19 protein-coding genes are annotated in these 25,032 nt (G+C 44.9%); 11 read left to right on the top strand and 8 right to left on the bottom strand.

All coding sequences use genetic code 11. The features are described 5' to 3' along the window. The first annotated feature begins 55 nt into the window (after positions 1-55). Positions 56-994 (top strand): malate dehydrogenase, encoded by a 939-nt coding sequence (gene mdh, locus Q5866_RS08825; RefSeq protein WP_099294277.1) that lies wholly within the window; start codon positions 56-58, stop codon positions 992-994. A gap of 16 nt (positions 995-1,010) precedes the next feature. Here the strand turns inward: mdh and Q5866_RS08820 are convergent, their stop codons facing one another. Then, positions 1,011-1,601 (bottom strand): dual specificity protein phosphatase family protein, encoded by a 591-nt coding sequence (locus tag Q5866_RS08820; RefSeq protein ID WP_292269496.1) that lies wholly within the window; start codon positions 1,599-1,601, stop codon positions 1,011-1,013. 109 nt (positions 1,602-1,710) lie between these two features. Here Q5866_RS08820 and Q5866_RS08815 point away from each other — a divergent pair, with 109 nt between their 5' ends. From Q5866_RS08815 to Q5866_RS08770, 10 genes are all read left to right on the top strand, one after another. Next, the gene (locus Q5866_RS08815; protein WP_099294281.1) at positions 1,711-2,349 is read left to right on the top strand and encodes a hypothetical protein; all 639 of its coding nucleotides are present in this window, start codon (positions 1,711-1,713) and stop codon (positions 2,347-2,349) included. Next, complete coding sequence (locus tag Q5866_RS08810; protein ID WP_099294283.1) at positions 2,346-2,648, top strand: transcriptional regulator; 303 nt, start codon at positions 2,346-2,348, stop codon at positions 2,646-2,648. Before Q5866_RS08815 ends, Q5866_RS08810 begins: the two co-directional genes overlap by 4 nt. A gap of 66 nt (positions 2,649-2,714) precedes the next feature. Beyond that, positions 2,715-4,085, top strand: a complete 1,371-nt coding sequence (gene creD, locus Q5866_RS08805; protein ID WP_303179858.1) for a cell envelope integrity protein CreD — start codon at positions 2,715-2,717, stop codon at positions 4,083-4,085. A gap of 568 nt (positions 4,086-4,653) precedes the next feature. Next, a complete protein-coding gene (locus tag Q5866_RS08800) occupies positions 4,654-5,079 on the top strand; it encodes a retropepsin-like aspartic protease (RefSeq protein ID WP_099294289.1) in 426 nt (141 codons plus the stop codon). Positions 5,080-5,177: 98 nt separating this feature from the next. Then, positions 5,178-8,177, top strand: a complete 3,000-nt coding sequence (secDF, locus tag Q5866_RS08795) for a protein translocase subunit SecDF (protein WP_303179857.1) — start codon at positions 5,178-5,180, stop codon at positions 8,175-8,177. A gap of 194 nt (positions 8,178-8,371) precedes the next feature. Next, positions 8,372-8,620, top strand: coding sequence for a (2Fe-2S) ferredoxin domain-containing protein (locus tag Q5866_RS08790; RefSeq protein WP_018338306.1), 249 nt, complete (start codon positions 8,372-8,374; stop codon positions 8,618-8,620). Beyond that, a complete protein-coding gene (locus Q5866_RS08785; RefSeq protein ID WP_186978304.1) occupies positions 8,611-10,326 on the top strand; it encodes a [Fe-Fe] hydrogenase large subunit C-terminal domain-containing protein in 1,716 nt (571 codons plus the stop codon). The genes Q5866_RS08790 and Q5866_RS08785 overlap by 10 nt, the downstream gene beginning before the upstream one ends. 11 nt (positions 10,327-10,337) lie before the next feature. After that, positions 10,338-11,522, top strand: coding sequence for a SpoIIE family protein phosphatase (locus Q5866_RS08780; RefSeq protein WP_099294293.1), 1,185 nt, complete (start codon positions 10,338-10,340; stop codon positions 11,520-11,522). Between the two features lie 28 nt (positions 11,523-11,550). Further along, positions 11,551-11,805, top strand: a complete 255-nt coding sequence (locus tag Q5866_RS08775) for a hypothetical protein (protein WP_099294295.1) — start codon at positions 11,551-11,553, stop codon at positions 11,803-11,805. Next, entirely contained in the window at positions 11,795-13,216 is a 1,422-nt protein-coding gene (locus Q5866_RS08770) for a monomeric [FeFe] hydrogenase (RefSeq protein WP_292269461.1), read from the top strand. The genes Q5866_RS08775 and Q5866_RS08770 overlap by 11 nt, the downstream gene beginning before the upstream one ends. Positions 13,217-13,295: 79 nt before the next feature. Here the strand turns inward: Q5866_RS08770 and Q5866_RS08765 are convergent, their stop codons facing one another. The 7 genes from Q5866_RS08765 to Q5866_RS08735 all read right to left on the bottom strand — a co-directional run bounded on the left by Q5866_RS08765 (position 13,296) and on the right by Q5866_RS08735 (position 24,748). Next, the gene (locus Q5866_RS08765; protein WP_292269458.1) at positions 13,296-15,221 is read right to left on the bottom strand and encodes a M64 family metallopeptidase; all 1,926 of its coding nucleotides are present in this window, start codon (positions 15,219-15,221) and stop codon (positions 13,296-13,298) included. A 39-nt stretch (positions 15,222-15,260) separates the two neighbouring features. Further along, the gene (locus tag Q5866_RS08760) at positions 15,261-16,184 is read right to left on the bottom strand and encodes a hypothetical protein (RefSeq protein WP_292269455.1); all 924 of its coding nucleotides are present in this window, start codon (positions 16,182-16,184) and stop codon (positions 15,261-15,263) included. 29 nt (positions 16,185-16,213) lie between these two features. Beyond that, positions 16,214-17,746: a RagB/SusD family nutrient uptake outer membrane protein gene (locus Q5866_RS08755; RefSeq protein ID WP_292269452.1), complete on the bottom strand. Its 1,533-nt coding sequence runs from the start codon at positions 17,744-17,746 to the stop codon at positions 16,214-16,216. Between the two features lie 13 nt (positions 17,747-17,759). Next, positions 17,760-21,338: a SusC/RagA family TonB-linked outer membrane protein gene (locus Q5866_RS08750; protein WP_292269449.1), complete on the bottom strand. Its 3,579-nt coding sequence runs from the start codon at positions 21,336-21,338 to the stop codon at positions 17,760-17,762. Between the two features lie 48 nt (positions 21,339-21,386). Further along, positions 21,387-22,574, bottom strand: a complete 1,188-nt coding sequence (locus tag Q5866_RS08745) for a FecR domain-containing protein (protein ID WP_099294305.1) — start codon at positions 22,572-22,574, stop codon at positions 21,387-21,389. Between the two features lie 71 nt (positions 22,575-22,645). Further along, positions 22,646-23,149: an RNA polymerase sigma factor gene (locus Q5866_RS08740; RefSeq protein WP_176555160.1), complete on the bottom strand. Its 504-nt coding sequence runs from the start codon at positions 23,147-23,149 to the stop codon at positions 22,646-22,648. Positions 23,150-23,359: 210 nt separating this feature from the next. Further along, positions 23,360-24,748 (bottom strand): Gfo/Idh/MocA family protein, encoded by a 1,389-nt coding sequence (locus tag Q5866_RS08735; RefSeq protein ID WP_303179865.1) that lies wholly within the window; start codon positions 24,746-24,748, stop codon positions 23,360-23,362. Positions 24,749-25,032: the final 284 nt, after the last annotated feature.

Raw genomic sequence — 25,032 nt, 5'->3', positions numbered from 1 at the left:
AAAAAGCAAACAAATAGCCAAAAAACGAAACGTATAACAATAAAAAATTACAGAAATGAAAGTAACAGTTGTAGGAGCAGGAAACGTTGGTGCAACATGCGCAAACTGCATCGCTGAAAAGGACATCGTGAATGAGGTTGTTCTTTTGGACATCAAAGAAGGCGTTGCAGAAGGAAAATCATTGGATATGTGGCAAACAGCCCCGATCAATCTTTATGATACCCGTATCAAAGGTGTGACCAACGATTACGAAGCGACCAACAATTCTGAAGTAGTAGTAATTACTTCCGGACTACCCCGCAAACCGGGAATGAGCCGCGACGACTTAATTGCAACTAACGCCGGCATCGTAAAATCAGTAACCGAAAATATTATCAAGCATTCACCGAACGCTAAAATTATCATCGTGTCCAACCCGCTCGACGTAATGTGCTATTGCGCTTACTTGACGGCAAAGATCGATTCCAGCCGCGTATTCGGTATGGCAGGTATCCTCGATACCGCACGTTACAGAGCATTCTTGGCCGAGGCATTGAATGTTTCCCCGAAAGACATCCAAGCATTGTTATTAGGCGGTCACGGGGATACCATGGTTCCGCTTCCGAGATATACCACCGTTGGCGGTATCCCTGTAACGGAATTAATGGATCATGACACGCTGCACGCTATCATCGAGAGAACGAAAGTAGGTGGCGGCGAATTGGTGAAATTAATGGGTACTTCCGCTTGGTACGCGCCGGGAGCCGCTGCCGCTCAAATGGTTGAGGCTATCGTATGCAACCACAGAAGAGTATTCCCGGTATGCGCTTTATTGAACGGAGAATACGGGATGAACAACATTTACCTTGGAGTTCCCGTAATCTTGGGCAAAAACGGTATCGAGAAAATTATCGAGGTTAAACTCGACAAAGACGAGCAAGAATTACTGGCACAATCTGCAAAAGCAGTAAAAACGGTAATGAACGTACTCGACGACATGAAATTATTTAACTAACAATAGTACTTCACGATCATTCTGTTAGAGAACCGTTCCGGGGCGCCGGAACGGTTTTTATTTTGGGTTTCGCCTCTAGTTCCCGTTTTATTGCCGCGATATCAGCACGATTTATCATATCTATAATTTGGCTGAATTGCCTGTGAAAACCGAATTCCTCCTCCGTCATTTCCTTTATGGCATTCTCTTTCGACCAACCTTGAAAAACAATCCTGTACATCGCTATCACGGCCCCCGTCCGATCCGAACCATGCCAGCAATGAATCAATATCGGCCCTTTCCGGTTCTTTATAATTCGCAACGCTTTCACGATATCCTCCTCATCGATCTTCGAGGCACGTGTCTTCAAGCGGTGCAACTTTAAAGCGGTTCCTTTTGCCTCGTCATCGTCACTGTGCCAGTTTCTCAAATTCAATATCTCCTTTATGCCGTATCGTTCGAGTAAAACAAAATCAGCCGCCGAAGGCTGGTCTGCCCGGTAGACACTCGTGTCAACTCGATAAAAATTATCCAACCCACTCCCCGGAAGAGTTATTTTCTCGGCCTTCTGCCCCACTCCTTCCAAAAAGCAACAAACTAAAAAAATCAACGCGATATACTTTCTCATAACTTCATATAAATTATCCGGTTAATACAAATCTATAAAAAATACACGCATTTCATACACGATATTCAAAATTTATCTTTAACTTTGCATCACAAAGAACTTTTAAAACATGAAGAACAACGAAGCACTCGATACCTTGCACGACATCAAGGATCTCATGGAAAAATCCACGAAATTCCTCTCCATAAGTGGTTTATCATCCATACTCGTGGGTATATACGCTTGCACTGCAACGGGACTGGCATACTCAGTTCTGACCACACACGAGCAAATCAACGCGTCCCAACGCCTCACGCTGCTCTGCCTTATCGCAATCGCCGTATTACTGACCTCCCTTGTCACCGTGTTTTGCATGAGCTATTGCAAGGCAAAAAAAGCCAACCGAAACATCCTCACGGACAAATCGGTTCATCGCCTGCTTTGGAATTTCTTTCTCCCGTTATTCGCCGGGGGCGTTTTCTGCATCTCCCTGATATGGCAACACTATTACGGGCTGACCTCTTCCATCATGCTCATATTCTACGGTCTGGCTCTTGTCAACTGCTCCAAGTACACTTACTCGGATATCCGCTACTTGGGTTACGCGGAAATCCTGTTGGGACTCGTTGACAGCTTTGTCGTGAACAATGCCCTCGTGTTTTGGGTTATCGGGTTCGGGTTACTCCATATTTTGGCAGGCATATACTTTTATTATAAAGTAGAACGCCACCAGACATCGCAACCACAAAGAGCAAACTTCAACGAATGAAAGAAGTACTCGAAAATATAAACAAGGCCTTCGAAAGCAAGGCACGACTGGGAATCATGTCCGTGTTGATCGTGAACGAATCGGTAGATTTTGTCACGCTGAAAAACCTGCTCGACCTCACGGACGGGAACCTTGCCAGCCATACCCGCAGTCTTGAAGAACTCGGGTACATCGAATGCAGAAAACAATTTATCGGGCGGCGTCCCAACACGACCTTCGCGGTGACGGAAAAGGGACGGGAAGCATTCACCAAACACTTGAATGCCTTGGAAGATTTTCTAAAGAGTCAAAACATATAATTTTTTTTACCTCATCTACTTTGAAATTCAAAGTTCTTTTTAAGTAACAACTAAAAATAAAACACCATGAACGAACAAACAAACCTTCCGCACAAAGAGAGACACACACAGAACCGAGACGCCATTACCTTGAAAATCCTACTTATCGGGGTACTCATCGTTATCCTGATTATCCCTATGTTCATGATCCAGAACCTTATCAGCGAACGAGAGAACACCGCGAAAGAAGCAACAATCGAGGTGCAACAAAAATGGAGTGGCCCGCAGACAATCATCGGTCCCGTTCTTACCCTAAGCTATACTTATCAAGACGAAAAGGGAAAAAACAAAACCGGCTACATCAACTATCTCCCGGATCAATTGGACATCACGGGTGATATCGAAACACAAGAACTCAAACGAGGATTGTATGAGATTATCGTTTACAATTCCTCGCTTGAACTCAAAGGCAAATTCATCTCGAAAGATCTTTTGGAAACAAACCTCTCGCGAGACATCAAGTGGAACGAAAACGCAACACTCAATCTTGGAGTAAGCGACCTGCGAGGCATCTGCGAACAAGTTGCCCTCACGTGGAACGGACAAAAATACAACATGGAACCGGGCGTCAACCCCAACAGTATCGTTTACACAGGGACATCCATTCATCTTAACGTCAGCGACCTGCTCACCCCGAACAAAACGATTGAGTTCTCCGTGAAACTGACAACAAAAGGATCGGCATCCATACTTTTCGCCCCAGTAGGCAAAACGACAAACGTGGCACTGAACTCCAATTGCCCGACACCAAGTTTCTCGGGAGCTTTCCTACCCTCGGAGAGAGAAGTAACCCCGAACGGTTTCACGAGCAAGTGGAAAGTACTGGAAATAAACCGGAATTTCTCTCAAGTACTAAGGTCTTACCAACCCGACCTCTCGAATTACACGCCCTCCAATCCCGTCCGTCCCGGGGAGATCTCCATTGTTTCCTCTTCCATCTTTGGCGTAGATTTACTATTCCCCGTCGACCATTACCAAAAATCCACGCGTTCCGCCAAATACGCGTTCCTTATCATTGTTTTGACATTCGTCGTTTGCTTCTTCGTGGAAATCGTGCAGAAAAAAAACATCTATCCGCTTCAATACCTGCTGGTCGGCTTGGCGCTTTGTCTTTTTTACACGTTACTCGTTTCCACCTCGGAACACATTAGCTTCACGTGGGCATACCTGCTTTCCGCACTCGCGACCACGACATTGATCACGCTCTATATGGTCGGAATCCTAAAAATCAAGAAAACAGCCCTAACGATCGGGGGATTGCTCGTGTGCCTGTACACTTACATATTCTTCCTGATCCAACTGGAAACCTATGCCCTACTCGCCGGAAGCATCGGATTATTCGTCATTTTGGCAATCGTCATGTATTTCTCGCAAAAAATAAACTGGCATAATAACTAATCTCGCACTTACTATACGAATGTGGTAAAAGTCATTTTTCAAACTCCATCCCCCCCCTTCGGGGTATTGAGTCCGAAGCGGACTCGAACCAACTCACGCTCGGCAAATAGAGAGCTTGCTCTCGGTTTGCCGAGCGAGAGCCGGTTCGAGACCGGCTTCCGGGCTCACTTGGATGCGAAGCGGACGGAGGAGTTTAATGACTTTTGACATACCCTCTTTTAACGACAACTACCCCTAAAACTAGGGATAACCTCACGCGAAACCGATGCCTTGCAAACCACTTGCCCGAGTGATAACAGGCAGCACGGATTTATAGCTCGTGTTAAAAGAACATATTTTTCACTAAAACGTGGGCTAGGTGTGGGCGAACATCAGGCGAACAGTAGGCGATGCCTTTAGACAACCGCCTAAAAGCCTCTCTACAACCATCCCGCGGGGTTAGAAAAAGGCAGTTCACCGCCATAACTATGCCGGTTTCATCCCTTACCGGGAAAAAATCTTTTTGAAATTAACATCCCCGTTTTTTGGATTTCACCGAAAATGTTTAGTTTTGTGCAAACGAAATTGTATGGAGATAAAGATTCCGATAGAGGTCGTTGAGTTGGAAGACAATAGTTTCCACATCATCGCCACCCTGCAAATCGGTAGTATAGAGGGGGATTTTATTATAGACACGGGCGCATCCGTGACGGTCATAGACAAACTGACACCGTTTTCCTATGAACCGCTGGAAGATGTTTCCGAGATTAACTCCGGGGGGGTGTGCGGAGAAATCAATGAGGTTGAGCTGGTGAATATCACAACCTTACATATCGGCGGACACACGATAGAGAATGTACACGCAGCAGTCATAGACTTGCAATACGTGAACTCTTTATACGACAAACACCTGCGTCGTCGGGTTGCCGGATTGTTGGGAAGTGATTTTCTCGTGAAGCACGAAGCCGTCATTGATTATAGAAATAAGGAGTTAACATTAAAAGTATCTGCCTAATTGTATAGCTATTTTGAAAAAAATGTTATACTTTTGCGCACTAAAATATGTGTTAAAGCGAAGAATTGAAACATAGTATATTATAAATTATTTAACAGATGCAGAATAAAGGAGCGATTACACTACTCGCTGTTGCACTAGCATTGGTGAGTCTTTATCAGTTGTTTTTTACTTATAAAACGAACCAGGTAGAGAGAGCAGCAAGCGCATTTGCGAACGGCGATCCGGCTAAAGAAAAGCAATATTTGGATTCAATCGCAAATCAAACGGTTTACAATTTCCTCGGATTGGCCAAATTCACTTACAAGGAATGTAAGGAATTAGAGTTGAACCTCGGTTTGGACTTGAAAGGCGGTATGAACGTAACCATGGAAGTTGACGTGGTTGACGTGGTAAAAAGCCTTGCCAACCATAGTACTGACCCCGCTTTCAACCAAGCGATAGAGGAAGCCGTTAAAATGAGAGTTTCCAGCCCGAAAGACTTTGTTACCCTTTTCGGTGAGGCTTTTGAAAAAATAGCCCCGGGAGCACAATTAGCTTCTCCGGCAATCTTCGGTACTCACGAGATGAGAGAAAAAATCAAAGTGGGCGCGACCAACAAGGAAGTTCTCGACGTGGTTAGAAAAGAAGCGGAAGGAGCTATCGACAACACGTTTAATATTCTCCGTACTCGTATCGACCGTTTCGGTGTGGCACAACCCAACATCCGTAAAGCAGATATTTCCGGAAGAATTATCATCGAGTTGCCGGGTATCAAAGAACCGCAACGTGTAAGAGAGTTGTTGCAAGGAACGGCTGCATTGGAATTTTACGAAACATACGATAACGGCAGAGCATTCGATGCCGGCGACCAAGCATTTTACAACTACCTTGCCCAAGCAGACCAGAAGTTAGCTGAAGTGTTGCAAGCACAAGCCAAAACCGAGGTTGTGACTGACACAGCGAGTCAAGCGGGAGTAAAACAAGAAGAGAATAAAGAATCCGCCATCTTGGACGCTATCAAGGGTGAAGCCGATTCATTGAAAAATTTAAGCCGAAACGATATCGCGAAAGAACACCCGTTATTCGCTTTATTGCAACCTAACATGACACGCGAAGGTTTGGGAACCGGTTCATGTGTCGGTTACGCTTTCGCGAAAGATACCGGGACAATCAACGCTTATTTGCGTATGCCGCAAGTAAGAGCGTTATTCCCGCGCAACTCCCGTTTGTTGTGGGAAATGAAAGCTACTCCCGAGGGATTAATCGGGTTGCACGCGATTAAAATCACAACCCGTAACGGAAAGGCTCCTCTTGAAGGAGACGCGGTTGTAGATGCCCGTCAAGATTACGACCAACAGGGAAAACCGGTTGTTTCCATGAGTATGAACAGCGAGGGAGCCAAAACTTGGGCTCGCTTGACCAAAGATAATGTAAACCGTAGCATCGCTATCGTTATTGACGGAGTGGTAGCCTCTTCACCCAACGTGATGAACGAAATCAAGGGCGGTAGCTCTCAAATCTCCGGTCGTTTCGACGTGAAAGAAGCAGGTGACCTTGCCAACATATTGAAATCCGGTAAATTGCCCGCACCCGCACGCATCATCGCCGACGAGGTTGTAGGAGCATCTTTGGGACAAGAAGCTATTCAATCCGGTATGTGGTCATTCATCATCGCCTTCGTGCTGGTATTGGCTTACATGCTATTCTTCTATAGCAAGAGCGCCGGATTGGCTGCCGATATCGCGTTGCTTGCCAACTTGTTCTTCTTGTTCGGTATTCTGGCATCCATCGGAGCCGTGTTGACACTGCCCGGTATCGCCGGTATCGTGTTGACCATGGGTATGGCGGTTGATGCCAACGTGTTGATTTACGAACGTATCCAAGAAGAGTTAAGAGCCGGCAAAGGCTTGAAACTCGCTATCAAAGAGGGTTACAGTAACGCGTACTCCGCTATCATCGACGGTCAGTTGACCACGTTGATCACCGGATTTATCCTGTACTATTTCGGAGAAGGTCCTATCAAAGGATTCGCGACCACGTTGATCATCGGTATCTTGTCTTCTCTGTTCACGGCAATCTTTATCACCCGCTTGATTCTCGAGAGAGCCGCCCAAAAGAGTGATAAGGTGACATTCACCACCCCGTTGACCGCGAACTGGCTGAGAAATACCAAATTCCCGTTCTTGCAAAAACGCAAGATCAGTTACACGATTTCAGGTATCGCTATCATCATCTGTTTCGTATCTCTGTTCACGAGAGGTCTGGATAAAGGTATCGACTTCGTCGGAGGTAGAACTTATACCGTGACTTTCGCCCAAGACGTACAAGTTGGAGATGTCGCTGAACAATTGGCTGAAGTTTACGGAAGCGCACCCGAGGTAAAAACAGTGGGAACAGCGAATAATGTTAAAATCACGACTAAATACAGGATCGAAGAAAGCGGCGCTGATGTTGACGCTAATGTAGACTCCTTATTATACGTGGGATTACAGAATATTCTCCCTGCCGGAACTGATTATGAAACATTCCGTTCCGTGAACTTGCAACAGACTCAAAAGATCGGACCCGCCGTGGCTGAAGACATGACGAGAGCCGCTATCTGGTCGGTATTGTTCGCGTTACTCGGTATCTTCATCTACATCATGGTGAGATTCTCCAAATGGCAATACGGAGCCGGAGCCGTTGTCGGTTTGGCACATAACACGATTATCGTAATCGGAGCCTTCTCTCTGTTTGCAGGCTTGTTACCGTTCTCGTTGGAAGTAGACCAAGCGTTTATCGCTGCCGTGTTGACTGTTGTGGGTTACTCAATCAACGATACCGTGGTTGTATTTGACCGTATCCGTGAATATCGCAAACTGTACCCGAAACGGGATGACGGGCAGGTGGTGAATGACGCGTTGAACTCCACGCTACGTCGTACGTTCAGTACATCATTATCAACAATCGTCGTGTTGTTAGCGATATTTATCTTCGGTGGGGCATCTATCAAGGGATTCATTTTCGCCTTGTTAGTCGGTATCGTGGTCGGTACATACTCGTCACTGTTTATCGCGACTCCGATCTCTTTCGACTTAAGCAGAAGATTCGGGAAGAAATCAGAAGAGAAAAAATAGTACTATTTTACTATATAGAAAAAACCGCCTCGGTCGAGGCGGTTTTTTTATACCAAAATCTTTATTTCACTTACAAATTGAAAGCAAAAAACGGCAAATAATATTAAAGTTGCAATTTACTTGGGTTTATTGCGATAAATGTCTTATTTTTGCAACGCAGAAAGTATCAACCTGAAAATCGAAGAAGTACAAGTATGTCAAAGCGCCAAATCAGAATCTGTTTAGGAAGTTCCTGCTTCTCCCGGGGAAATAACACGAACCTCGGGGCAATCAAGAAATACCTGAGTGAAAACAACTTGGAAGCAGAGATCGATTTTTGTGGACATTTGTGTGAAGAATTGTGCAGCAAAGGTCCGATTATTCGGATTGATGATAAAGTGTACGAAGAAGTGAATCTCTCTCGTTTATATAAAATCTTACAAGAAGAGTTCCCATGCAACTAAGACCTATCTACACGGAATCGGACAATTGTCAGGATTGTTACAAGTGCATACGGGAATGTCCCGTGAAAGCAATCCGAATGGAAAACAACCAAGCCTCCATTATAGAAGACCGTTGTATCTATTGCGGACATTGCACGCAGATATGCCCAACCGGAGCTAAAAAGATTCGCGACGGACTGACCCGGGCGAAACTGACATTGGCGCAAAACCCGAAAGTATTGCTCTCCCTCGCCCCCTCGTACGTGAGCGAATTCGAGGGAATCCATTCCAGCGTGTTGATTGCCGCTATCAAAAGATTAGGATTTGCCGACGTGTCGGAAACCGCACTCGGGGCGGAAATCGTTTCAGACCGGACGGACAAATTCCTGCAAGAAGCGGAAAACGGAGTTTATATCTCTTCAGCCTGCCCGGTCGTGGTGGAATATATCCGGAAATACTCGCCGGAACACGTGCATAACATTACGCCGATCATTTCCCCGATGCTGGCTCATGCCAAAATATTGAAACAATTATACGGGGATGATGTCAAGATCGTGTTCGCCGGTCCCTGCATCTGCAAGAAACTGGAGGCAGACACGTTCAATCACTTGATCGACGTGGTGATCACGTTCAAGGATTTAAAGAAATGGTTCGAGCAGACCGAAATAAACCTTCATCAAATCGCACCGGGACAACCGAACGCGCATTTTATCCCTTATCGTTCGGGATTGGGCGCGTACTATCCTATCGAGGGCGGAATGTTGAAAGGCTTGCATGAAGGGGGAAAACAAATACACAACATGGCCTTTTCCGAATTATCGACGGTAAAAGACGTGCTGAAATCTCTGGACACACACCGGGAAAACGATTCCATATTTCTAGAACTATTGGCATGCAAAGGCGGTTGTATCAACGGTCCCGCAAAATTAAGCCATATTTCCCCGGCGTTAAAAAGATACGAGATTATACATCAATCGGAACTGGGCAATCCCAAGGATGATTTTAAAGATATAGACCTTCAGATACTATTCTGCAAGGACCCGCATATCCAAGACCATATCTACACGGAAGAGGAAATTAAACAAGCCATGGCAGTAGTCGGGAAAACCGGACCGGAAGACGAATTGAATTGCAGCGGTTGCGGGTACGACTCTTGCCGGGATTTCGCCATCGCCATGCTGGAAGGAAGAGCCGAGGAAAACATGTGCGTATCCTATATGCGGAAAATCGCGCACGATAAAGCGACGGTTCTCCTGCAAAAGATACCCGCCGGTGTGGTATTGGTCAACTCGGAGTTGAAGATCATGGATATGAATCAATCCTGTGCCACGATCATGGGCGAAGACATAGCCGCCATATACGAGGTTACCCCCGGATTGAACGGAGTTCCGTTGAAAAACATCTGTTCCTTCGAAGACTTGTTCCGTGCCGTGTTGACAACCGGCAAAGAAATTATCGAGCGGCAAGTGCGTGAAGAAGATCACACGTGGATTATTTCAATTTACAATATACAACCTCATCATTTGGTATTCGGGTTACTGCAAGACCTGCGGGAACCTTACGTGCGCAAGGAATGGATGCTTGAAAAAACTCAGGAAGTAATCAAGAAACACATGGAGACCGTTCAACAAGTGGCTTGCTTACTGGGAGAAAACGCGGCATTTACCGATGCCATGCTACGTACCGTTATGGATGCTTACAAAAAGGATGACAAGAAACCACTTTAATTTCATTTGTTTTGAGAAATAACGGTAATTTCATCGAGGTTGACTTCTTCCAGAAGAACAAAGCAGGCAATGTTGTTTGCGGGGATTGTTTCATGTCGCAGAAGTTAAAAGGCGAAGGACGCGTAATCAGCGTGTTGTCCGACGGGTTGGGCAGCGGGATCAAAGCCTGCGTGCTATCCACGATGACCGCTACCATGGCCATGAATTTCACCGCCATGAACGAAAGCATCCTGCGTACTTCGACTTCTATCATGAACACCTTGCCCAAGGATATGGTGCGCAAGATCAGTTACTCCACGTTCTGTATCTGTGATATCGACTGTTTCGGAAGCGTGAAGATCATCGAGTACGAGACTCCCTCGTACTACCTTTACCGTAACGGCTCATTCGTGAACATACACAAGGAAAAGATCCCCGTGGAACGCGAAGATTTAGAAAACACATGCCTGTGGATTTCCGAATTTACACTGGAAAAAGAGGATCGAATCATCTTCTTCAGTGACGGAGTCTCGCAATCCGGAATGGGTTCCCACAAAATGCCTTTCGGGTGGGAAGACGGCGTTAAAGATTATGTTGCCGGTTTAATAGAACACTATAATGATATATCAGCCAAGGAACTCGCGCATAAAATCGTGAGTCAGGCAGAAAAAAACGACGGGTATTCACTGAAAGACGACACGAGTTGTTGTGTCATCTACATGCGGAAACCCCGGAACCTACTTGTATGTACAGGTCCTCCCTACGACGAGAAAAATGACAAATACCTTGCCAACCGGGTACGGGAATTTCAAGGTAAGAAAATTCTCTGCGGGGGAACGACAGCTACCATCCTTTCACGGGAACTAGGGGCAAGCATGGAAGTAGATATGAATATCGTGGACAAGGAACTCCCTCCCATTTCCAAAATGGAAGGAATTGATTTGGTCACGGAAGGTATCCTCACGCTCGGGAAAGTGGAACGCATCCTGACCGCCGGGGATATAGACAAACGCCGTGAAGCCGGACCGGCCGAAATGGTGGTAAAAATGTTGTTGAATAGCGATAAGATCACGCTACTCGTGGGAACCCGTATCAACACGGCGCACCAAGATCCCAATCTACCTGTAGAATTAGAGATCCGGAGAAACGTGGTCAAAAAAATAAAATTTTTATTGGAGACAAAGTATCTGAAAGATGTAGAGATTATGTATATTTAGGGGCAAAATTCAAAAACTGGCTCACATTATGGAAAAAGTAAATTTAAAAATATGCGTAGGCACCATGTGTTATGTTATGGGCGGCGCTGAATTGAGAGATGTTATTGAATCTCTTCCCCAGAATATCACCGAACATCTGAACGTTAGCTATTCTCCATGCCTCGGGTGCAGTAAAGGCGAAGAAGCACCCCCGTTTATAGAGATAAACGGCAAACGAGTCGCCGGCGTTAGTAAAAATAGTTTAATACGAATTATAAAAGAGGAACTTAGAGATGTTGTATGACAATTTTGCAATGCTCACGAAACGTGAGCTACTGATTAGAATTGTAAAACTTTTAAAAGAAAAGAATTTAGTAGACGGCGTGAAGTACATCCCGGTGGAAATGCGTCCAAAAAATAAGCGACCGATAAAATGCTGCGTGCATAAGGATCGTTATATCTTGAAACACAAGATTATTTCAATTTTGGGTTTCGAGATCACGGACGAGGAAATCGACTTAATCCCGTTAGCTGAATTCGCGCAGAAAGCCTTGGACAACAAGAACACGAAAGAGAATATTCTTTCCGTGGTACACGAAGCTTGTAGCGCGTGTATGCAATCACAGTATTTCGTGACCAACATGTGCCGGGGGTGCGAGGGACGTCCTTGTTTGATGAACTGCCCGAAAGCAGCCATCTCCTTCAAAGGCGGCAAAGCATCTATCACACAGGAAGACTGCGTGAGCTGCGGACTTTGCTCCAAAGTGTGCCCCTACCACGCAATCGTGTACACTCCCGTACCTTGCGAGGAAGTATGTCCGGTAAAAGCAATCTCCAAAGGAGAAGACGGCACGGAACATATTGACAAAGATAAATGTATCTATTGCGGAAAGTGTATGCAAACCTGCCCGTACGGTGCCATCATGGAACGCTCCAAAATCATCGACGTGTACAAAGGCATCACGAACCCGGATAAAAAGATTATTGCCATACCTGCCCCGGCTATCTATGGGCAGTTTAACGCTACCCCGGGACAGATTCTTGCAGCCATTAAAGCTATCGGATTCGACGAAGTAGTTGAAGTAGCTCTTGGTGCGGAAGACACTTCCCGCAACGAGGCTGCCGAATTCATGGAACGCATGCACGAGGGCAAACCTTTCATGACCACCTCATGCTGCCCGGCATACGTGGGCTGGGTAGACAAACACGCTCCCATGGTGAAACCGTTCGTTTCGGACACCCGTAGTCCCATGGTATACGCTGCCCGACGCGTAAAAGAACAATATCCTGACGCTGACGTTGTATTTATTGGTCCCTGTCTGGCAAAGCGCTACGAGGCAGAAATGTACGTTCCGGAAGTGGATTACGTGATGAGTTTCGAGGAACTCGGTGCGTTTATGGTCGCTTACGACATTGATGTAGAGAAATGCGAAGAATTACCGTTAAACCCGGAAGTAACGAAATACGCCCGCGGATACGCCCAAGCCGGAGGTGTTCGTGACGCTATCGTTCAAGCGGTAGGTAACGGTTATACCACCCTCTCGATCGAAGGATTAGATAAAAAGAACCAAACCTTGCTGAAAATGATGCCGAAGAAACCCGAAGCCCAATTCGTGGAAGTCATGGCTTGTGACGGCGGTTGCGTGAACGGTCCTTGTTCTCTAGCCCCGCTGACGCTGGCAAAACGGCAGATAAAGAAGGCGTTGGATAAATAAGAAAATATTCATTCAAAAGCAAGTGCCCCTTTCGGGGCACTCTTTTTTTACACAAACACAAGAAAGAAGAGAATCATCACTACGGAGCTCCTTCCAATAAAACCATTCTTCCCAATGGCTCAAAAGGTTGAATTTGCTCCACGTAAACCCGGGAACGGGCATACGGTTTTTCGATAATATCTTTTTCCACGAACTCATCAAAACTATACGTTTCCCCTGCCAAAGTCATAATCCTTTTAACAATGGCTTCCCGGCTAGGAGCGTTATAGTAAGCAGAAGCATCCCGCATACAACTATTATTTTCCGGACGCCAAACACCATACAGGAAACAGCTTCCCCCCTCAAAAGCAGACACATCTGCATATTTTTCCAACCCGATAAAATGAGCCCACTTCACTTTAGATAAATCATTCGTGAGGTCCACGTTAGCATAAAAACCGTTTCTTACTTGCTTTTGAAAATTGTCCAGTGCCAAACCAGAGATAGCAGCAGGATTATTGACATATTCTTCATCCAACTTGGCAAAAGCATGACCTCCCGCCTCGTGTTGCACGATCGCCCGAAAATCCTGAGGCGCAGGCAAGGTCGATACCGGACAAATTGCAATACATGACCCGTCATCCCAATTCAACGTAGTTCCACCGTAGCGTCCGCTATTGGCAACCAACACAATCGTTGTCGAACTTAAATTAGGAATAGGCGCTTTCTTGGCATAAGCAAAACAATCGTCACTATTAGTTCTCATATCGGCTCCCACAAGTCCCACGAACATCGTACCAAATTTCGTATCTTTCACCTTACTCCCTACTGTTATTCCACGTTCGTTTGATACTGCCGTCACCACATGCACGTTAAAATAATCACGATAAGATTTATAAGGTTCTATCGCAAAAAACAACCGAATCGCTTCCGTTATATCCTGTTCATATTTACCACCGACGACTACATCAGACTGCACGTAACCATCCCCCATAAATACCAAATTAATTCCCAGACCTCGTGTCGCTAACTGATAAGTTTCCACTTCTCCGTCTTCTACCGTGAAACCGTATCCTTCCTGTTGCGGGTATATATTCATGAAAGCGTCCCAATTCTGCCAATTAGCATGTAACCTCAACTCTTCCGGAAATTTACCGGACAGTTGATTACCATTTAACACGAATCGCTGCAATTCAGATAAACCATTCAAATCAGCAGGTAACACACCTTTCAAATCATTATCGGGCAACTCGATCCCAATAACCCGCCCTTCCCGATCGGTCGTTATCCCGTACCACTCGCTCGTGGGAGCATCCGTTGTCCAATTCGTATGATTTGTCCATTCCATTCCCCCGGTCGCTTCATATAATGCGATCAAAATATTCCGATCTTGAAAAGCCGGTATCCCGACCTGAAAAACAACAATCGTATCCGCCAAACTACTTTCCGTATCTTTTATGACAATGTTTCCTTTCCGGTCTCCACCGGTATTCTTTGCCACATTGAATGTCAAAGTTGCGGTAACCAGAGCCCTAGATTGTATTTCTGTAATCCACGAGTATTCCGGGGCTATATATACCTCGTGTTTCACGCTACTCTTTAATTCCACGGAGAACCTGCCCCCCCCGGCAGATATATTTTGCCGGTTAGGACTAAGAATAATCGCTTTCTTACTTTTCTGTACTACTTTTATTTTCTGTTCGACCAATCCCGCTTTCACGATTAACTCCATTTCACGATCGTCATACTCCTCGTAAAATTTCGATTTCACGAGTACTTCCATTGTCCCCACCTCTCCTCGTTCCGGCTTGACACTACACCAATCACCTATCCCGGTAATCTGCCATGCTTGGTCAGAGGTCAGGGATATCACCTTTTCTCCCGCATCCGCACTCAAATAAATCACCGTGTCGGAAACGTTTAAGACTTCCCGGGAAGTGACAGGATCGCCTGAATTGTCTTTGCTGCACCCGAACACGAACAAAATCAGCACCCCTACTCCCCATAAAAACATACTCGTTTTCATAACCATTTTTTTATATTCCTCTACCATAAAAACAACATATCATTCAACGGGTTCTCCCAACGCGATAGCACTCAAATCCAAATGGTAATTCTTTTTAAAATGATTCAACACCATCTGATAGCGACGATTGATTAATGCGTAATCTGCTTGAGGATATTTTGCTTTGAATTTCTCCGGCGTCTCGAACAGAATCTGCCGCACATAGCACAAAAAATCAGCATTCTTATTCGTGAGTACTCCGATATCATTAATCGGACTCTCCACGGTAAAATCCTCTTTCACGTAATGCACGAACCCTCGGTTCAAAAAATAATCGGCATTCGTGGGGTAATAACTCAACGCTTTACGATAATCCACTCCATCCGTAAAACCCGCCGGTTCAGCAACAAAACCATCTTCCAATCCTTTCAGGATAACGGCATATACCATACGATTTCTTCTCTGCTTAATATCCTCATCTTTTAGTTTTTCAATCTTCTCGTCCGTGAAGCTAATTGCCCAGAAATCCAAGCCGTCAAATTTATCCGACACGTCATATTTTCTCTCCTTGTTACTCTCCACGTGTAAATCATTCACAAGGTAAAAATACTTAGGTAAAATAGGACGGACAAAATCCTTATTGAGAAAACGGAACAAGTTATCCCTCACGAAATTAAAATAGAAAGGTACCTGAGCATCTGTCAATCCTTCCCCGACAAATATATCTTGAGGACGGGGAATAACCCATCCCCGGTTCAAATCCTTTGTCTGAAAATCCTTGTACACGATATAAACCCCCATATCCTCTTGAATTTTCTGAATCTCCCGATCCCACTGGTTTTTCCCTTGTGGAAATTCGAAAGGCATTTCCTCCGTGTAAGGCGTGGCTTCCAAGGCTTTCTCATCGTCACAACCTACCATGAAAAAGAGACATCCCACTATGGCTAACTTCCACATCTGCAATATACAATTTCTTTGTTTCATAATCTTTCTCTTAAAAAGTACAACATACATCAATCATTCCTCTCCGGGGCCAACGGATTTTGTACCAATTCTTTATTAAGTAACAATACGTCCGTGGGTATCGGCAGCACGTAAGCGGGATCCTTTTCCCGGAGCGTGTAAGTCACGCTATTCGTGGCATCCGTGTACCACACGTGTTTAATCTCCGGCATCCCGTAACGACGCAAATCGAACCAACGGTGTCCCTCGAAACACAATTCCCGACGCCGTTCATTCCGGGCCATCTGAACCAACCGATCAGACGTGGCCGGCTCTCCCAATTCGGCACCGACAGGCAAACGATTCTGTCGCAATGTATTCAACAGTTCCATTGCTTTCGTCTTATGTTCGCCCGAATTTTCCAATTTATATAACATGGCTTCTGCCTCCGCCTGATTCAGATAGGCTTCCGATAACCGGAAACTTCTGGCGTTATAATCACTATTTCCATACCCGGAAGTAGGATTATAACCATCATCTATTGCGAATTTTCCATAAGGTTTCTTCCAAGGTCCGGAATACTCTTGAACCAAGTATTGAGCACCTCGCTTATCCATCATCGAGTATGAATCAAAAAGATCTTGAGAAGTACGCATCACCCCAACCAGTTCATAATACTCGGTAAATTGAATTGTATTTATAAACTTACATATATCACCTAACCTTGAATACACCCAAATAGCTTCCGGACACTTATAATTATGCATCACGTAATACTCTTGAATCTCATATTCTTCCGCATTGGGAGGAAATTCATCCAACGTGACCAATCGAAAAACGGGATTCCCAATCACCTTTCCCGCATAGTCCGAAGCCTTTTGCCATTCTTCCATGTACAAATAAACCCGGGATAATAGCAATTGTACGAAAGGCAGACTTACTTTGTAATCCGGTTTCCATTGTTCCTCCGTTGACATCGCCAAATAAAGTTTCTCGGCTCTTAGCAAATCTTTCAACACCTGTTCATATACCTCTCCCACCGTATTCCTTGGCATACTCGAATTCTTTACACCGGCTGTCAACTTCAAAGGAACCCCGGGTGCATTTTTGTCATAATTATAAGGCAACCCGAAACAATTCACGAGATAAAAATAATAGTAAGCTCTCAAAGCACATGCTTGGGCGATCACACTATTTTTCTCTTTCTCCGTTCCTTCCACCCCGTCAATATAATCCAGCACGGCATTCGTTCCTAGAATCGCCTCATACGCTACCGTCCATATATCGTAATCACCCACGTACTCTTTATCAAATTCATCATACATATTCGATTGCCACGTGTAAGCGGCAAATATAGCCCCGGAAGACATTCCCAAGTAATCCTCGTCTGAATTAAATTTAGGGTTTTGTGCAATATCGTCTTCAAACATCGGGAGTAATCCATACAACCCAAAACTGGCACTGTAAGTTTCAAACGTCAGTAATTCTTCCAGTGAAGATACTTTTGTCGGCACGAACTCGTTCTCTGATTTGGGCTCCAAAAAATCGCTACACGAAAATAAAAGCCAGATCAACAGAGATAAATATAACAATTTACTTTTCATAATCTCAATTCATTTAAAATCCCACGCTAAAACCTAAAGAATACGTCTTGGGCATAATACTATTATCTAACTCAGGATCGAAACCGTTCAAACGCTTGCTCGCGATCACGAATGCGTTATTCATTACCAGATTAACCGACAAATTCAATATCCCAAGTTTCTTACACCAATCCTCGTTCATATTCCACGTCAACGAAAGCTGATTACAACGCAAGAAGGAAGCGTTCACAACTCGAATATCAGATTGCCTCCACATCTCGTATAGCGAAAACTGCCTTCCGTTAGGCAAATTCATCCACGAACTAACTCCACCGGAATAATAAGCCGGGATATCCGTGCGTTCCTCGTCACCCGGTTGTTTCCATCGTTTAAGCAAATCCTTGTCCATATTAGCGTAAGGACTTGGAAGACGCTCCTGATTCGGGTACAAATTCGGCAAACGTCTCTTCGCTCCCAGCAAGAGAGAGAAATCTCCGCCTATCGTAAAATCTTTAAAGCGCAACCGGGTGTTCAAACCTCCCGTGAAATACGGTTCACTTTCCCCGGAATAAACCAAAAACGAGGTCGGATCAATATCATTTCCAGCCTCCACATCCATCAAGTTAAACTGAGGCATGCCGTTTTCCGGGTCCAATCCCTTAAAAGAGAAAGACCAGAAAGCAGACAACGGATATCCTTTCTTCAATACCCGATCACTGACACCGTTCAGAAAAGCATCCACTGATGTCATCCCGGAATCAATTCGCTTCGCTTTATTCCAATTCTTGGATGTATTCAAACCGATCGTCCAGCCAAAATCTTTCGTGCGCACGGGAGTAATATTCATCGTGAACTCAACCCCATGATTATAAACTCTTCCCCCGTTCAACGCCATATCCGGCACCCCGTATTCCTTTGGTATCGGCTGGTATATAATCGCATCTGAAGCTCGCCTGTAATATTCCAGACACATGGTTACCCATTTCAGGAATTGCAAATCCATTCCCACGTTCCACGTTTTCGTACTTTCCCAACTCAGATCGGGATTCGGCAAACTGGCGATAGAAACTCCGTACGTCGCAAAAGGCTCGACAACACCCTGTTGTGCCACGATAATATCCGGACTAATAGTTTCCACCACGTTTCCCTGTATACCGTAAGACACTCTAAATCTTAACTGATCCAACCACGGAAGACACCTCCTGACAAGTTCTTCTTCTGACACATCCCACGACAATCCCACAGAATAAGACGGGTCAAAACGCTTGTTCACGTCTTGTCCGAAACGATTCGACTCGTCATTCCGGATACTGGCATTCAACACGTAACGATCTCTATAAGAATATACCAACGTGGCAAAATAAGACAAGAAATTATCCGTACCCGTGGTATGCCTCCAAGCCCCGCTATACAAATCTTTGTAGACACTGAACTCTTCCAGTCGAGAGGGACTCTGTGAAACAAATTCGCTCGGCAAAGTAGGACTAATCACTTTTTTCCCCCGGTCGGGCACGTATCCCCAAACCTTGTTCTGCAGACTTTTGTTCGCGGTCGACCGGACTTCAAATCCTAACATGACGTTCAAGCGATGCTCTTCCTTAAACGTCTTATCGACCAATAATTTATTTTGCACGTTATAATTATGTGTTGATGCGTTCGAGGTAAAAAATTCACCACCAAAGGGCAACACGGCAGCAGCATAATCTGGATCTCCCTTTATCGCTGCCCCGTAGTCATAACCGCGATATTTACCCGCGACATAATATGAACGCTCTCCCGCGTATGACTCTCCATTCTTCTCATCCTTGGAAACTCCGGCAACCAATTGATATTTCAACCAAGAAAGAATATCCCAGTTCAAGTCTATCGTAGCATTAACCCGTGTTGTCTTCGAACGGGAATACGTGTTGTCAATCTCGTTTAGAATATTATATTTCAGTGGGGTTATACCCGTACGATACTGGTAACTAGCGGGTAATTGGTAAAACAAACGGTCTCCTTCATCGTCATAAGCCCGTATCGCCCGACTCGTAGAAGTAGCGTAACTCATCGGATTTACTCCGGGACCGTACCCGTTCACCTTATCCAGCGATCCTATCAAGGTCAAATCTACCCGTAATTTCGGGTGCAATTTCACCCCCAAATTCAAGCGTCCGCTCATTTGTTCCTGACTATTCTTCAACTCCACGCCCTTATTGTTGGCATAAGAAACCGAGGCGCTATACGTGATCTTTTCCGAGCCACCCGATATACTCAAATTATGATTGTGACTCACGGCATTTCTAGTCAAAAGATCCAACCAATCCGTATTTGTCGTTTCCAATTTTGCCAGTTCCGTCACGAAATCATCCTTGAAAATATCCTGATCCATATACATACGATACAGCCCCTCGTAGGTATCCAGTTGCTTGATAGGAGGATATGACGCATCATAACTTCCCCCGGCATCAAATACCTCTCGTGTAAATTGGATTCTCTCTTTGGAATCCATCAAATTAAACAGTCCGTAAGTGGGACGTCTCCGGAAAGAAAGATTCATCGAGTACTTGATACTCCTACTCTCGTTAAATCCTCGTTTAGTGGTAATCACGATCACACCGTTGGAAGCTTTTGAGCCGTAAATTGCCGTGGCGGAAGCGTCTTTCAATACCGTGATCGTCTCTATATCCGCCGGGTTCAACCATGAAATCTGACTGCCGACAATATTCTTAAGATCTTCCGTCATGGCATCATTCCGATCAAAAGGAATCGGGTCAGGCTGAATCACACCGTCAACAACCCACAGCGGAGCCTTGTTTCCCAAAATCGTGGAAGTCCCGCGAATGCGTATCTCCGGACTCGTCCCCATGCGGGAACTCGTGTTCATCACCATCAATCCGGCTATTTTCCCCTGCAACATCTGGTCGATAGACGTGTAAGCCGGCATCATGATATCCGCCGCGTTAACTTTCGAATAAGACCCCACCATATCACGGGAACGCACATTCTGATACCCGGTTACAACAACCTCATCCAACTTCTCATTATCCTCTTCCAAGACCACCGACAACGGTTGGTTGTTCGTTACCTTCACTTCCTTTCCCTTCATTCCCACGAAAGAGAACTGCAAAACAATAGAATTTGAAGGAGGAACCGATAAGATAAACTGTCCCTTGGAATCAGTCGTTACCCCCGTGGAAGTACCTTTCAACAAGACAGTCACACCCGGTAACAAATCACCTTGGACACTTTTAATGGTTCCCTTTACCAACCTCGTTTTTTCGGCTTCCCGTTTAAACACGATCTGATCCCCCACGAACTCATAAGCAATCTGGTTTCCCCTGACACAAGAATCCAACGCGACACGTAATGGCACTTTTTTCAAATTCAAACTCTTGCGCCCCAATTTCAATATATCCGCATCGTGATACATAAATTTATAAACCACCTGTCGTTCCAGTAGTTTAAAAATCTCGATCACGGTCTGCTGTTCCACCGAGACTGAAACCAAAGGCTGTTTATCCTGAGCGTAAACGGGAAAGAAGAAAATCACCCCAAGGAACAAGCTCAAACACGCTCGCTTTTTGAGCAAAATACGATCTCTTAAAGATCGAAATTCTCGATTTTTTTTCATAGTTTTGTTTTATTAAATTTAGAATGGCAAAGACGGTAATTATAGGCCTTAATTATACTTTCCGGCTTTGCCGTTTGTTTTTATTACAATACTCCTTTCTGATTTCTCAAAAGTTACGATATTCATCCTCTCTATCAAATCCAGTATTCTATCCAGACCATAATCCCTACTTACCGTCCCCGTGAACTGATAAGCTTTCAGATTTTCGTCATCAAACACAAAAGTGACATCATACCAACGCGATAAACGATTTACGACATGTACCAACTCGTCATGCTCAAACACGAAAAATCCCTGTACCCACGCTAATTCCTTATCAACATTCACCTCTCTCTTTTCCAACCGACTGCCAACGACATACGCTTGTTGTCCCGAATTCAATACAAGCTTGTCCTCCCCGTCCAACGTCACACGCACGCATCCTTCTGCCAATGTCGTCATCCACAAATCCTCGGCAGGATAAACCGACATTCCGAAACGCGTACCCAACACTTCTGTCCTCAACCTACCCGATTCCACGATAAAAGGTCTTGATACATCTTTAGCCACTTCCAAATAGACCTCGCCCCTCACTTCTATTCCACGAGTCGAATCACTGAAAAATTCGGGAAAACGAATACTCGATTCGGAATTCAAACGGACTAAAGTTCCATCTTCCAATACCACACTGTACTCTCCTCCCCGAGGAATATCCAATCGATGATAACAAACCGTATCCCCGCGCATTTCCCCACCCCCGCATACTAATTGCTTTATCGAATCCTTGATACGGAAGCCTGCATTATCGCCCGATTCGCTCCCTTGACAAATCGGCACGACCTTACCGTCGGCCGTTGTTAATAAAGCATATAATTTTCCAGCGGATACAGTTTTCCCCGGGGTATTCTCCGGGACTGTCCGGGTACTGAAAAATATCCCCCCGCCGATAATCAACAAAAGTACTACCGCAGCAGCGACATAACACCATGCGTATACTCTCCGTCCCCCTCGCACACGGGGATACCGCCATACCAATAAATCGAACTCCTGCCGTGTATCTATTTCGCTCCTCCTCTCGTAATGCTCTTTCAACAGACTTATCGACCGTACATTCATGAACAATTCACGATTCTTCCTATCCTGTCTCAACCACCTTGCCAATCGAACCCGTTCCTCCTTGTTCAACTGCCCGTCGAAATATTTCTTTAATAAAGAAGTATATTCATCTATTTTTTCAAATGCCAACCCGTCGTTCATACGATTTCTTTCAAGTATTTTATACTAACACACGAAACCTCGTGAAAACGACTACAAGCAAATAAAAAAAATCACATAAAAATGAGTAAAAAAACAGAGAAGTCCTTCAAATATTCCCTTAATATACTCTTTGCCCGTTGTTTATGGGTAAGTACCGTATTCACCGAAATATTCAATTTTCTCGCGATCTCCTCGTTCGACAAACCGTCGACATGCATCCATAGTACCTCACGTTGCATTTCCGACAGCATTTCTATCTTTTTACAAAGGAAATCATACATTTCTTCCTCAACGACAATATCCCGAAACTCCGTCTCGTTCTGTAACTGAAACAATTTCTCCCGCCCCCGAATCTCTACTTGCCGATCCCGCAAATAATTTATCGCCCGGTTTCGTACGGCGGCATAAAGGAAAGCCTTCACGTGAGCCTCTTCCCGAAAAGTAGTAATTCGCTCCCACATGGCGATAAACGCCTCCTGCACAATATCCCTCACGATTTCCGAATCGTCGACAAACCGTGTACAAAACTGGTAAAACAACTTCACGTGCTCCTGATGAAAAGCACGAAAAGCCATTGGATCCTTTTTTACCAATCTATCAATAGTATACCCCTTATTTTTAGATATCATACACCAACTCCACGCTCTTTGTTTCTCCAAAAGTAGAGAAAAAAACAATTACTCGTCTATTTCCAATTTAATTTTATAATAAAAAAAGAGGAAATGTCTTATTTTGACACCTCCTCTTATATATAAGCTCTTAATCCCAAGCTATTCCATCATCTTTCATTTCATGAAAGCGTGACGATACCCCTTGATCTTATTCCAACCGCCGCGGGTGAAATCCGGAATTGCCACGGGAGCACTGTTGTTTTCCAGTGAAAGTGCAGTCAATTCACCGAGACAACACCATTCCGCCAAGTCATACACGTCCATATCCAACGGCAAACCGTTCTGCAAGCAATACACGAGGCGATAATCCATGATAAAATCCATGCCGCCGTGTCCGCCGACCTTCTTGGCTTGTTCTTCCAATTCCTTTTGAATGGGATGTTTGTATTTTTCCATCAAGGCTTTCTTCACTTCTTGCGGCACGAAACCGTGAGCGTTCAGATTCTCGTGATCCGGCATCACGTCCGAGGATACCTGCGAGGGTTGCAGGGCGTAGCCTTGTATCGGGTATTTATTGGCAAAACCTTTCGTACCTGTCAACTGGTACATCCGACTGTACGGACGGGGCGATGTCACGTTATGCTGCATCTGTATCGTCTTACCGTTCTCCGTGTGAATTAACGTCACCGTGTGTTGCCCGTTCTTGAAATCCTTCACCTCTTCACCCGTTTTGTTTTTGATATACTCCGGTGCAGAAACAGCTTTCGTGTCCATGCAAACAAGATAATTCATCTTATCGCCGCGGTGGATATCCAGCAATTGACAAGCAGGCCCCATGCCGTGAGTGGCGTAAATATCCCCCCGGTGTTTCCGGTTGTAGTCCATACGCCAGTTATTCCAGTAATAAGCCCAGAACTCGTCAAGATTATGAATGTAAGCACCCTCGACGTAAAGTATTTCCCCGAAGACATCATGTTGCGCCATGTTCAACGTGGTCAACTCGAAGAAATCATACACGCAATTTTCCAACATCATGCAATGCAATTGCTTTTTCTCCGCCATGTTAATCAACGCCCAAATCTCCTCCATATTCATGGCGGCAGGAACCTCTATTGCCACGTGTTTACCGTGTTCCATCGCGTAAAGAGCCATCGGCGCGTGATGCAGCCAATCCGTGGCGATATACACCAAGTCAATGTCATCCCGTTCGCAAAGTTGCTTCCATGCGTCTTCACTTCCCGAATAACCCGCCGCCTCCGGCAATCCGGCACGTCTCAATATCCCTTGCGTCTTATCCACCCGTTCGGGAACGATATCACAGAGAGCCACGACTTTTGTACCCGGTATATGCGTGAATCTTTCTACCGCTCCCGGTCCCCGCATCCCCAACCCGATAAACCCGACACGCACGGTATCCAACTTGGGAGTCACCAACCCCAGCACATCTTTCTGTCCCACCGGACGTTCCGGCACAGGCACCTCGATAGGCATCACTTTTTGAGCCGCCTTCTTGTCCACTTTACAAGAACACGAGCAAAATAGTCCGCCCGAAAAAATTGCCATAGCAAATAATAAGGTCTTCATTACTCTTTTCATACAACAACACTTTAATATTTAAACACTGATTATATTCCTTCTTCTTCAAACACGCTCTAAAAGTAATAATAATCCTTTATAAATAATATAATCTATCACAAAATAATGCAGGTAATCAAACAACCAAAAACAACACACATTACACCTACATAGATATATTTCCGGAATTATTTTCTTAAATTTGTAAAAACCTATATTTATTACTTATGGATATCTCATTCGAATCTCAATTGGAAGTCTATCGATCATTA

Source organism: uncultured Butyricimonas sp., assembly GCF_959596855.1.
GTDB classification, from domain to species: domain Bacteria; phylum Bacteroidota; class Bacteroidia; order Bacteroidales; family Marinifilaceae; genus Butyricimonas; species Butyricimonas muris.
The sequence above is the reverse complement of the archived record's forward strand: the minus strand, read 5'-3'. Positions and strand labels throughout refer to the sequence as shown.

Excerpts from the sequence above, each read along its gene's own strand:
- Q5866_RS08775 (WP_099294295.1), top strand. The coding sequence starts at position 11,551 with ATGGAAAAAGTAAATTTAAAAATATGCGTAGGCACCATGTGTTATGTT.
- Q5866_RS08755 (WP_292269452.1), bottom strand. The coding sequence starts at position 17,746 with ATGAAAAGTAAATTGTTATATTTATCTCTGTTGATCTGGCTTTTATTT.
- Q5866_RS08740 (WP_176555160.1), bottom strand. The coding sequence starts at position 23,149 with ATGGCTTTTCGTGCTTTTCATCAGGAGCACGTGAAGTTGTTTTACCAG.
- secDF (WP_303179857.1), top strand. The coding sequence starts at position 5,178 with ATGCAGAATAAAGGAGCGATTACACTACTCGCTGTTGCACTAGCATTG.
- Q5866_RS08735 (WP_303179865.1), bottom strand. The coding sequence starts at position 24,748 with ATGGCAATTTTTTCGGGCGGACTATTTTGCTCGTGTTCTTGTAAAGTG.
- creD (WP_303179858.1), top strand. The coding sequence starts at position 2,715 with ATGAACGAACAAACAAACCTTCCGCACAAAGAGAGACACACACAGAAC.
- Q5866_RS08765 (WP_292269458.1), bottom strand. The coding sequence starts at position 15,221 with ATGAAAACGAGTATGTTTTTATGGGGAGTAGGGGTGCTGATTTTGTTC.
- Q5866_RS08770 (WP_292269461.1), top strand. The coding sequence starts at position 11,795 with ATGTTGTATGACAATTTTGCAATGCTCACGAAACGTGAGCTACTGATT.
- Q5866_RS08760 (WP_292269455.1), bottom strand. The coding sequence starts at position 16,184 with ATGAAACAAAGAAATTGTATATTGCAGATGTGGAAGTTAGCCATAGTG.
- mdh (WP_099294277.1), top strand. The coding sequence starts at position 56 with ATGAAAGTAACAGTTGTAGGAGCAGGAAACGTTGGTGCAACATGCGCA.
- Q5866_RS08820 (WP_292269496.1), bottom strand. The coding sequence starts at position 1,601 with ATGAGAAAGTATATCGCGTTGATTTTTTTAGTTTGTTGCTTTTTGGAA.
- Q5866_RS08745 (WP_099294305.1), bottom strand. The coding sequence starts at position 22,574 with ATGAACGACGGGTTGGCATTTGAAAAAATAGATGAATATACTTCTTTA.
- Q5866_RS08790 (WP_018338306.1), top strand. The coding sequence starts at position 8,372 with ATGTCAAAGCGCCAAATCAGAATCTGTTTAGGAAGTTCCTGCTTCTCC.
- Q5866_RS08815 (WP_099294281.1), top strand. The coding sequence starts at position 1,711 with ATGAAGAACAACGAAGCACTCGATACCTTGCACGACATCAAGGATCTC.
- Q5866_RS08810 (WP_099294283.1), top strand. The coding sequence starts at position 2,346 with ATGAAAGAAGTACTCGAAAATATAAACAAGGCCTTCGAAAGCAAGGCA.
- Q5866_RS08800 (WP_099294289.1), top strand. The coding sequence starts at position 4,654 with ATGGAGATAAAGATTCCGATAGAGGTCGTTGAGTTGGAAGACAATAGT.
- Q5866_RS08785 (WP_186978304.1), top strand. The coding sequence starts at position 8,611 with ATGCAACTAAGACCTATCTACACGGAATCGGACAATTGTCAGGATTGT.
- Q5866_RS08750 (WP_292269449.1), bottom strand. The coding sequence starts at position 21,338 with ATGAAAAAAAATCGAGAATTTCGATCTTTAAGAGATCGTATTTTGCTC.